Origin of the sequence: Microcoleus sp. ARI1-B5 (assembly GCF_036705795.1) — a bacterium.
In the GTDB taxonomy this organism is placed as follows: domain Bacteria; phylum Cyanobacteriota; class Cyanobacteriia; order Cyanobacteriales; family Microcoleaceae; genus Microcoleus.
Map to the genome: position 1 here is coordinate 479,899 of NZ_JAUBVK010000001.1, position 11,139 is coordinate 491,037.

The following is an 11,139-nucleotide window of genomic DNA, read 5'->3' on the forward strand; positions in this document are numbered from 1 at the left end:
CTGCTATATCATCCGCCCCTTTCTCGAATAATTCGACTTTTCACTTCTGCTGAAATTCCGCGACAATTTAAAATTTCATCCAGCAACGCAGAATTTCGGCCTTGACTGTGGGCGATCGCCACTGCTACCGCTACTTGATTGTCTGCGGGCATTTGACAATCCGAATCGGTGATATCTTCCCTCGCTATTTTATCCAAAAATTCCGCATCAAATCTCGCTAATTTGCTCAACAATCCCGTGACGATCGACTTATCTATTTTACCGCTGATGTCCGCTGTTCGCAAGAGCGATCGCCCGCAATCTTTGATGCTATCCATCAGTTTCATATCTTCTAACAGCGCCATCCGATCTAACGTCAAAAAAGCTGATTTTACCGTCATGTCTAAGGTTTTTTTATTGCCAATTTTGACAAGTCTGTTAGTTAAATTAAAAGCTGCTTCTGCTATGCCAGTATTGAGAGGGCGATCGCCCGTTTTTTGAATGGCGATCGCCCTGTCGATTAATTTGTACATCAGCAGAATTACTTCCGGCGTCGTTTCCTGTTCTAAAGCTGCAAAAATAGCTGTAATTTCGCTTGGATCTGCACTAACTCCGCAGTCGATAACTTCTAAATACGCTTTCAAACAATTTTGCCGCACCCCAACAAACGGAGATTTAGCAAAAATTGGGATGAATTTCTTACACTCAATTAACTTTTTCTGTTCCGCTAAATCCAGCACCGCCCATGACGCATCGAGGGCGACATCGCGGGATTCATCTAAACATAATTCGACGATTTTGTCAAGGGCTGGCTGCGAATTATTTTCAGCTTGTCTGCGGTAAACTTTTAATAAAGCAATTCTCGATTCTTTAGAAGTTGCTGTTTGTTGCAGGTAGCTTTCTATTTGAGGCGGAACGTGTTTTAATTTTTTAATAATCGGAGCGATTTTAGTTGGCGGTAGTTGGGAAATTAACTGTTTTAAAACTTCCCCCTGTAAATGCAGGACTTCGGGAGAATTCACTGCTAACTCATCGATGACGCGGATTAATTCAGCGGGATATTGACTGATTTTTGGCACAACCCAATTCGCTAAAACTAACTTTAATTTCGGGCTGATTTGACAATTTTCTGGCGATGTTTCCGTTAGTTGGCTTACCAATTTCGATAGCAAGTTGATTTTGCTTGCGGGAATAGTTTCGATCGCTATTTTCACTAACAGCAAAGCCACTAAATCGCCCGAACCTCCCGCAATTGCCTTGCTAATTGCCATCTGATTGCAGCGGTTAAAATCCGCCGATTCTCCCGGGAAATTCTCCCGCAGCAAATGCGACAAAACTGTTTTGAGAAATTCCCGTGAAGCGCAGCTATCCCGTAGGGAATCGCCCTTAGCTACCTCGCTGACTGCTGTCGCGCCAACTCCCATCCAATCTCGGTGAATCGGCGCGTGCAGCGCCTCAAACCAACTTTTGCCGAACACCGAATTTCGCGATACAATTAAATTGGGCAATAACTGCTGCAAAAGTTTTGTTGCATTTTCGCCTTCAAAGAAGGAAGGAGAGGGAGGTTGAAAAATTAAGGCTGTTAAAAACTCTTGCTTTACTGTTTCTGGAATTCCCGGCGCGAGATACAGCCCCACAACCAGCGATCGGGCTTTGCTTCCCAGTGTAACATAGATATCTTTCAAGCAACTTAAAATTTCTAAATCGATTGTTTCGGGGTTTTGCCAGCGCGATCGCAGTACACTGCCAAAAATTTACCCCAAACTTGGTGATTGTTGCTGGCATTAACATTATCTCTTAAATAATGGCAATTTTTAATAGTATCTACAGCTTCCTGAAATCGCTGACTTCTTTCATCGTTTAAACGAAACAGCAATTCCGCAACAGTTTCCGCCGCTTTATTAATCAATTCTTGGCTGACAGTTGCTAAAAGTCTGACAGCCACTTCCCAAACCGTTTCGCTGTGGCGTTTCGGTGCGGAATTAGCCGCCACTAGCAAAGTTTCTTGAAAAGTATATCCGTTGCAAATCGCAATCTCCAGCATCGGCAGCAAAACCGCAGCCGATTCCGGTTCTTTCCGGGAAATCGAGGCAAAAGCCACTGCCCGAAACGGCATGATTTTATGTTTGTTTAAAGCTCGTTCTGTTTGATAAAATTCTGTTAAATCGATCAAAGTTAGCAGTTGCCGGAAAATCGGCCAGATGTAGTAACGCGAAAACTCGGATTCCGCAAAAACCATCTCGCTTTTCAACTGATTTTTTGCAGCTTCTCCCGACTCGGTTGAATTCAGCCAGCGGGCAACAGTATATTCTAAAAAAGTTTGGTGAAAAAATCCGATGCGCTTGCCGCCGAAGTCTTTCAAAACGCCTTCACTTTTGAGAGAAGCATAAGCTTCAAATTCAGTTTCGCTAAATTCTAAATTGCTTTCATAGATAAAATCTCGCAGCCTTTCTCCTGAATTGCTGTAGATAATTTCCGCAACTTTCAAGCAGAGTTTTTCCTTAGCAAGGCTGGCGCGCTGCGGCTGCAAATTGCTGCGTACTGCCGAGACTTTCCAATTCCAGTATTCCCCGTAGAGTTGGCTGACTGTCAAATCTTCCGGCACGTTTTCCAATTCGGTAAATAAGTCGCACAGTAAAGCCAGCAGTAACGGATTGCGGACGATTTCTTGCAGGGAAACGCTGTCGGTGGAAAGGGCTATAATGCGATCGGCAAAAGCTTCCCCATCCACCAGTAAATTTTCTCCTTTCCGCTTCACAAACTCTGCCGCCGCTTCCCTGACTTCCCCCTCGCTGAAAGCTGTAATCCTGCATCCGTCTTGCACGCATTCTCGGAAGCCGGCAAAACTTTCGTGATAAGGTTCAAAGAAGTTGCTGTAGTCGGTGTCGCGGCAGGTAAAGGCAACGGTAGTCCCGGTTTCTAACAGTTGCTGCAAGACGTTTCGCAACACGGGAACTAGGGGTTTTGTGAGCACGATATCCAAAGTGTCGATCGCGATTGTGCCGCGCCCCATTTCTGCGGTAAGCTGTTTGGCAACTTCCACGATCGACTGCCGTTGGCCGCTGATTTTTTCCCCGACTTCCAAAGCAAAGGTTTCCGCAGATTCGATTAAATCGTCGCACCGAATCAAAGCCAGCCATCCCGCATCCGCTGCTGCAATTTCAGCCCTGATTTCGTCGTAGATTGTTCCCAAAATCGTGCTTTTTCCGTAGCCCGCAGCGCCGAGAATCGGGATGACGCGCCGTTTGTTTTCCCAGATGCCCGATCGAATTTGTTTGAGGCATTTTTCCAACAGACTTTGGCGGCGGATCGGAGGTAAGATGTAAGGGTCGAGGGCTTTTCTGGCCCGATCGCTATTTTGTTTGACTATCTCTTGCAGGGACCAAATCTCCCCGCCACCGCCCTTTTCTCTCTCTTCTTCCTCGCTTTCCGTCTCAAACACGACATCTTCCCACTCCAATTTTAACGCTTCGCAAATTTCTTCAAAAAATTTGCGATCGACCGATTTTCCCGTGAAAAACTTGTTGATAGTTTTTAAGGAAATTTTCAATTCTTTCGCAAATGCAACTTGCGACAAGCGCCTGCTTTCCAATTTCTGCTTGGCGAGTTTGATGCCGTTAATAGATGCTGTGAGCGATCGGGACATAATCAAATTAATAGTAATTTTTACATTAAACCTTTTGATATCATGTCCGGTCAATTGATCGTGATTCTTGTAGGGGCGGGTTCACCCTGATATTCAACACAAATCCCAAATCCAATAAACCCGCCCCGGCCGGATATGAATGCGCTTTTGGTTTTAAGCGCGTTTCTGTCATAGCTGTTTTCCTGAAACCGATCGCCCCAGTTCTTCTAGCTCAACTCGCTTGGAGGCAAGCCTGCCCGAAAAATCTGCCCGGCCGTCAAGTTCAATTCTGGAAAAGCCGGCGACTCAACTGTGTCATCGCCCCGAAACTGTTTGACCTGATACTCCCCATCTACCAGTTGGCAAACCGAGAGAGTGGGTTGTTTGGGATTGCCGATGAACTTGCGGCCTCCTAAACCGAGATAGTCTACGATCCAGTATTCGGGAATGCCCATTTCCTCATAGTCGGAAGCTTTGAGAAAATAATCATCCCGCCAGTTCGTACTGACAACCTCTACAGCCAGTCGCACTGAAGGGCCCATCGTGATGATAGATTCTTTTTTCCAGCGCGGCTCGTTTGTGAGTTGCGATCGGTCTAGGACGATCGCATCTGGCTGATAACCAGCCTCGTTGCGGACGGGTTTAAGCAGGCAGTCACCGGGGATGGAGTAAGGCAATTGCAGTCGTCTGATTTCAACATTGATTTCGCCGGAGATAAAGCCCGTAACCTCGGAATGGTCGCCGGTTCCTAAAGGCATTTCGACAATTACTCCGTTGTGTAGTTCGTAGCGGCGGACAGAGTTCTCTGGATACCAGGCCGCGAACTCGTCAAACGTGACTGTTTTTTGTATGGTTTGCATCATGATGTGTCCTAATATGCTGTGGCTGACTAAATAGAAATTCCGCGCCTGAATTCCCGCGTCGCTTCCAAAGTTGAAGCCATCAGCAAACAGCGCGACAGCAAACTGATATCTAAATCCGGCAAGACAGCGCTTGAGGAAATTTTTTGATAACCCTCAACGCCCAAGCGATACATAGCAAACAAGCCATCTTCCCAAAACCACACTTCCGGCACTTCCAAGGCTCGGTAACGGTTTAGTTTGCTTTCGTTGCCGCTGCTAAACACTACTTCAATCGATAAATCTGGAGGAGAGTTTGCAGTTCTTCCCCTGCCGATATAATAGGATTCGTCAGCTTGTGCCGATGCAATTCCTTCCTTTTCTTGGGTAAAGCTGCCGGTAGGTGCGAATTCAATCTCTTTTTCCAAGCAGTAGATGAACAGGAGTCCAGCAATTGTCCTGCTAAAAAACTCGTGGTCTTGCGAAACTGCCAAGATTTCTACCTCGCCGTCATAATAAAATAACCGAATGCCCGGAGCGTTCGCAAACCCGGTTTCGATCGATTTAAATTCTTCCCAGCTAATCCCGGAATACACTAGCCGTTGGTCTTTTGGTTTTAAGCGCGTCTGTGTCATGGCGATCGCTCTTTTGTCTCATCAATTATATACTCAACACTCGGGCGATCGACCTTTCTTCCCTACACAAGGGTTCTGCTAACTTATTTGTTATGTGGTTTTATACCTATATAACCCTTTAGTTAGAAATTTTAGATCCTGAGTAATTTATTTAGTTTATTGAGGTAGTTTCAATCCCCGTGAGGGGAAGTGGTAAGTCAAAGAAGCAGTGCGCGAGTTGGGTTTGCTGGCGATAAGGTTTCAATCCCCGTGAGGGGAAGTGGTAAGTCAAATCGGCCGCCTTCGCGACCAATTTGAGCCATGTGTTCGCCGTTTCAATCCCCGTGAGGGGAAGTGGTAAGTCAAATTTGTCAATTTGGTAGCTTTTCTGCGACCAACTCGTTTCAATCCCCGTGAGGGGAAGTGGTAAGTCAAATAATTAAATGAAGACGGAGTAGTGGAGGTCACTCCAACGTTTCAATCCCCGTGAGGGGAAGTGGTAAGTCAAATTGCAAAGTTTAAATGTCATTTACCTTACGAGTAAAGGGTTTCAATCCCCGTGAGGGGAAGTGGTAAGTCAAATAGTTTTTTGCTGGTGACTGTGGGTTAGTTTTTCCAGTTTCAATCCCCGTGAGGGGAAGTGGTAAGTCAAATCAGACAGAATTTATAGAATTCAGTTCGGAATCGCTGTGGGAATGTTTCAATCCCCGTGAGGGGAAGTGGTAAGTCAAATTGCTCCTACGCAGCCTGCTCCCACAACAACCGGTGGTACACCCATGTTTCAATCCCCGTGAGGGGAAGTGGTAAGTCAAATCAAATGAAGAAGACGGAGAGAAAAAGATTGAGCAGGATGTTTCAATCCCCGTGAGGGGAAGTGGTAAGTCAAATACTCTGGCGGTCTAACCCAGACTACTTTTGTAGAAGCTAACGATGTTTCAATCCCCGTGAGGGGAAGTGGTAAGTCAAATAGTTCTGAAAATGATTGGTTTTGTGGCTACGAACGCCTTGTTTCAATCCCCGTGAGGGGAAGTGGTAAGTCAAATGACCATCTGGTGCAGCAATAACCGGTGCTTCAGCGAGTTTCAATCCCCGTGAGGGGAAGTGGTAAGTCAAATTTCCTGAAAATGTTAGTATACAGGAAGCATATCAGCTTCCCAGGTTTCAATCCCCGTGAGGGGAAGTGGTAAGTCAAATTTAATAACATTTTGGATTTTCATAATCTCTAATGTCACCGTTTCAATCCCCGTGAGGGGAAGTGGTAAGTCAAATTGGTTCTGAATCTGAATCTTTAGTCGACAACGAGTACTGCGAGTTTCAATCCCCGTGAGGGGAAGTGGTAAGTCAAATATGTAACGAAAAACAGGCCAAAAGTTGCCCGTTAAATAGGTTTCAATCCCCGTGAGGGGAAGTGGTAAGTCAAATCGAAGAGTTGTTCCGACTACTGCACAGCTAAATTCTAGTTTCAATCCCCGTGAGGGGAAGTGGTAAGTCAAATTTATTCTTGTCATAACTGTGGCATTGAATATGCTTGTTTCAATCCCCGTGAGGGGAAGTGGTAAGTCAAATATTTCACTGAGATAAAAAACCAAGCTCTTATTACAGTTTCAATCCCCGTGAGGGGAAGTGGTAAGTCAAATTCCTCGATGGTCACGTTGAAATCGAAATCACTGTAAGTTTCAATCCCCGTGAGGGGAAGTGGTAAGTCAAATCTGTAGGAGATAGTTCGTGCAATTTAGGTTTTAAAGTTTCAATCCCCGTGAGGGGAAGTGGTAAGTCAAATCGATTCTTCCTTCCGGCGGTATGACGGCTGCTCCTGTTTCAATCCCCGTGAGGGGAAGTGGTAAGTCAAATCAGTCACGACAAAAAAACCCAAACAGGAAATCATTGAAGTTTCAATCCCCGTGAGGGGAAGTGGTAAGTCAAATAGTGAGTTTCTCCAAAAAGTAGTGAGAGGCCTTGTTTCAATCCCCGTGAGGGGAAGTGGTAAGTCAAATCGTACGACTCGTCTTGGAGCTTCCGAAGCTTCCACTTGTTTCAATCCCCGTGAGGGGAAGTGGTAAGTCAAATTTTTAGACCCCTTGCAGGCAGCTGGTATTCCAGCTAGTTTCAATCCCCGTGAGGGGAAGTGGTAAGTCAAATTGGTTTCGGTGATTCAACCGGGAGATCTTTTTCCCAAGTTTCAATCCCCGTGAGGGGAAGTGGTAAGTCAAATCAGACGACGCATATCAGTGTGTCAAGTGCGGCCAGGTTTCAATCCCCGTGAGGGGAAGTGGTAAGTCAAATAATGGTGGAAACACTGTTGGTGCGGACGGAACAATAACAATGGTCATGTTTCAATCCCCGTGAGGGGAAGTGGTAAGTCAAATAATGAAAAAATCAAGAAAACAGGGTCGAAAAAAGTTTCAATCCCCGTGAGGGGAAGTGGTAAGTCAAATCAGGTTATCGGGAAAGCTACGAAGCTGCTCAACTCGTTTCAATCCCCGTGAGGGGAAGTGGTAAGTCAAATCAGGTTGTAAAACCGGAAGAGGTGATTGTGTATCGTTTCAATCCCCGTGAGGGGAAGTGGTAAGTCAAATAATAAATGGACCAAAGCGTCTTCAAACACAGCAGGTTTCAATCCCCGTGAGGGGAAGTGGTAAGTCAAATAAAATGTGGCCAACCCCAGTCACGCCAACACTTTGGGAGGTTTCAATCCCCGTGAGGGGAAGTGGTAAGTCAAATAGTTAGATCTAAATGATTATAAAAGCCTGTCAAAGTTTCAATCCCCGTGAGGGGAAGTGGTAAGTCAAATAGTACGTTGACAATGGAGACTCTTATGAGTACGAGTTTCAATCCCCGTGAGGGGAAGTGGTAAGTCAAATACTGTCACCCCAGTTCAACCCGCACCGTTTACTCCGATGTTTCAATCCCCGTGAGGGGAAGTGGTAAGTCAAATAGTCTCACTCCAGAAGCCTTGTCGAATCAGGGATACAAGTAGCCAAATTCGCTACCCCCCTTCTATCTCGCCAATAACCTAAATTTATTGAAAATTGCGACTCGGTTAACAAGCCTCAAACCCTTACTGCGTAAGCGACCCGCTAGGGTCAACCAAACAATCGGGGTTTCAGCAATTCAGCGACCCTAGCGAATCCGGCTTTTTCAAGACCGAAAACAGAAACTTAGCTAGGTTGCCATAACACGAAAAATATTAATTTGTCAAGGTTCAGGTTGAACTTGATTTTGAGCACACAAACAACATACCCGACTCCTCGATCGCTGTCAAGCACCCCAAAAAAAAAGCCGCTGATGATGTCGATACAACAGCGGCTCAAACAGCGTTTTTCAGTTCAAAAGTCATGAAAAGTTAGTATCAGTCTGCTGTCTGAGGATGAGCCACTCGATCCCCCCGGCGCCCCCCTTAAAAAGGGGGGAACTGGAACCTTCAAAGTCAACCCCTACTCCCCTTTTTAAGGGGAGTAGGGGTCGAGTAGGGGGTATGCGAGGGGGAGCGAGACTCGGCTACAAGCGAGAGATACAGAGGGTTTCAGTCTTAAGTTGTCACGCCAATCGTGGGGTGTCGCCGGCCCTACAGGTAAAGCCTGTATGCTAGTCAATGAGTAAAACCAATTACTTGTCCCACTTCATGGGTCGATAAACCTCTTGTTCCCCCGTCAAACAAGCGATATACTCCCAAACCTGCAACTCCAGACAGCGGTAATAATTCACCTTATATCCCGTATGCGGGTGCGTCACCTTGGTTTGCAGCTTGTCATTCCACTGATTGAGGTATTTTTTCAAAGCATCCGGGAACAGATACACCCCGCCCCGTCCGTCCGGCGGCGTAAAATCCTCCAAAGTCAGAATGCTAGAATTCACCAAATAAGCCACCAAAGAATCCACCACCGGCGCGCGAAACTCCTCAATCAAATCCGAAATCAAAGCCGGATGATTCTTGCGCGGAACGTGCAGGTTGCCGAAGTGCGGGTGCAACCCCACCGCCTGCACCAGAGAAAAAATATTTTGGTGCAGCAGCGTGTAACCGAGACTCATCATACTGTTAACCGGGTCAGTCGGAGGGCGGCGAGTCCGCTTTTCAAACACAAACGGTTCGCTCAGCAAACTCCCGAATGCTTGAAAATAAACGTGAGCTCCCTGTCCTTCATAACCGAACAGCACCTCTACTGATTCAGTAGTGGGCACCTTGGTCATCAACTCAGCCAAATCTGCGATCGCCTTCACAACCTCATCTTTCCGGTGATGCTTGCGACGGTTCAACCGCATCAGTAAAATCCGGGAATTGTGCAGCTTAGCCGCCACAATACTTTGAGCTTGCCGCAGCACGAATTCCGGGTTTTGAGAAAGCAAAACTTGCTTCGCCAAATACTCAACTTCCGCCATCCCCTCAGCTTCCAACCGGCCGAAATAGCGCCCTTGGTGAGAGAGAAACATCACCGGAATTCGCCGCTGCAACGCCAAACTCACCGCACCGTGAGACAAATTGCAGCAGCCAAATAAAACAATATGGCTGACTCGGTTAACGGGAACGGAACAGCGGAGTTGTCCTTCGTAGAGAACTTGAAACTGCTGGTGGTGCACTTTCACGTAAGCACCTTGGTCGGTAACATATAAAGTAGTCATCGATTCGCTCCAGAAATGTTCAGAACTCCCCCCCTTAGCAAGGGGGGGTCGGGGGGGGTGAGTTTTGACAATGCTGCAACTGCGCGGCGCTTTAGAAGGCGGCAAAGTGCTCTGTTTTGGAAGTTGGGGAAACGAGGGTTTTTTGCGGACAGGCGCGATAACTCGACCGCTGTTAAACTGATAGCCGAGAAAAGTAAACTCCTCGTGCGGCGCAATAATCCGAGTTTTTTCCGGGTGGAGGCCCAGGTAAATATCAGCCAGCCAGCCATCAATTAAATTGAGAACGCGCGTTGCTTCCAACAACCCGCCCGCAGCCACAGCAAAATCATCGCCGTACCGGATTAAATGGATGCCGGCAGTTTGGCAAAGCAGGTCAAATTCAGTGAGGTAAAGGTTAGCCAGAGCACCGGAAAGAATGTTGCCTTGGACAACTCCTTTACCGGGATTGAAATAGCGGCCGGAAATCACGATGCCCGCTTTGAGTTGCTGTTCGACTAACTGAACTTGCACCGGTGCAATTTGCAGCCGTTCCAAATCGGTTAACAGCAGCGGCCAGCAGAGATTGTCAAAGAACTTTTCGATATCGGCCTTGACAATCCAAGTCGGTTGTGCGGTGTAAATTTCCGACAAATGGGCGACGGCCATATCTGCGGAATAACCGGGCCGATAAGCGTAGCAAGTGTCGCTGAAAACCTCATCGAGTACGGGATAGAGAGATTGGAGCAGCAGGCGCTGTACAATGCGATCGCGCACAGTAGAAATGCCGATCGATCGGTGTCCGCCGCTTTTTTTCGGGATGTGAAACCCTTTAGCCGGCTTGGGAAAATAGCGCGAGTGCATCAAATCTCGAAACAACAAATGCAACTGTTCTTCAGCAGCCTGCGCGAACAACTCGCAAGTCAGGCCGTCAATTCCCGCCGCATTGCTGCGGGTGCGAACAAGCTGCCAAGCGGCCAGCAAATGCCAGTAGGAAAAATCCACATTAAAAATCCCCAGCAGTGGATTACTCTTTCCATCTTGCTGGGGGTTAAGTTTGTTCCTGAGTGCGTTTCTGAGAGTGTTTGATATTAATTTTGGGTTGGTTATTTTGTCTGTGAAGGAGGCGGTTGAAACCGCGTCTTGTCAAACAAAGTCCTAGCAGAGAGGGACTAAGAGATACAGTCCGCCAGTCCTCCCACCCGCCCGCCAGTCCGCCAGGGACTGAAGTCCCTGGCTAATAGCTAAAGTCCTCTGAAGAGGACTAATGAGTTTAAAATTTTTCTTCTGAGTCCTCTTAAGAGGACTTTAGCTTTGAGGCAGGGGTTTCAACCCCTGCCGGACTGAAGTCCCTGGCTAATAGCTAAAGAAGACGCCGAACCAGCCTACATAGAGGCGGTTGTCGGTCTGCCGGACTGAAGTCCCTGGCTAATAGCTAAAGTCCTCTGAAGAGGACTAATGAGTTTAAAATTTTTCTTCTGAGTCCTCT

Annotated in this window: 5 protein-coding genes and 1 CRISPR repeat array; all 5 genes read right to left on the reverse strand. The window is 47.0% G+C overall.

Translation table 11 applies throughout. The features are described from left to right. Positions 1-8: 8 nt before the first annotated feature. Positions 9-1,664 carry a hypothetical protein gene (locus QUB63_RS02145; RefSeq protein WP_332943122.1) on the reverse strand — a complete coding sequence of 552 codons (1,656 nt, stop codon included), beginning with the start codon at positions 1,662-1,664 and terminating at the stop codon, positions 9-11. A gap of 14 nt (positions 1,665-1,678) precedes the next feature. Further along, positions 1,679-3,625 (reverse strand): hypothetical protein, encoded by a 1,947-nt coding sequence (locus QUB63_RS02150; protein ID WP_332943123.1) that lies wholly within the window; start codon positions 3,623-3,625, stop codon positions 1,679-1,681. Between the two features lie 206 nt (positions 3,626-3,831). After that, the gene (locus tag QUB63_RS02155) at positions 3,832-4,467 is read right to left on the reverse strand and encodes a Uma2 family endonuclease (RefSeq protein WP_332943124.1); all 636 of its coding nucleotides are present in this window, start codon (positions 4,465-4,467) and stop codon (positions 3,832-3,834) included. Positions 4,468-4,493: 26 nt separating this feature from the next. Next, positions 4,494-5,078 carry a Uma2 family endonuclease gene (locus tag QUB63_RS02160; protein ID WP_332943125.1) on the reverse strand — a complete coding sequence of 195 codons (585 nt, stop codon included), beginning with the start codon at positions 5,076-5,078 and terminating at the stop codon, positions 4,494-4,496. Positions 5,079-5,245: 167 nt separating this feature from the next. After that, positions 5,246-7,992: direct repeats of the CRISPR family, unit length 36 nt; unit sequence GTTTCAATCCCCGTGAGGGGAAGTGGTAAGTCAAAT. A gap of 671 nt (positions 7,993-8,663) precedes the next feature. Further along, on the reverse strand, positions 8,664-10,655 hold the full coding sequence (cas1, locus tag QUB63_RS02165; RefSeq protein WP_332943126.1) for a CRISPR-associated endonuclease Cas1: 1,992 nt from the start codon (positions 10,653-10,655) through the stop codon (positions 8,664-8,666). Positions 10,656-11,139 lie beyond the last annotated feature (484 nt).

Bases quoted from the DNA above. Each gene is read 5' to 3' on its own strand.
- QUB63_RS02150 (WP_332943123.1), bottom strand. From the start codon at position 3,625: ATGTCCCGATCGCTCACAGCATCTATTAACGGCATCAAACTCGCCAAG.
- QUB63_RS02155 (WP_332943124.1), bottom strand. From the start codon at position 4,467: ATGATGCAAACCATACAAAAAACAGTCACGTTTGACGAGTTCGCGGCC.
- QUB63_RS02160 (WP_332943125.1), bottom strand. From the start codon at position 5,078: ATGACACAGACGCGCTTAAAACCAAAAGACCAACGGCTAGTGTATTCC.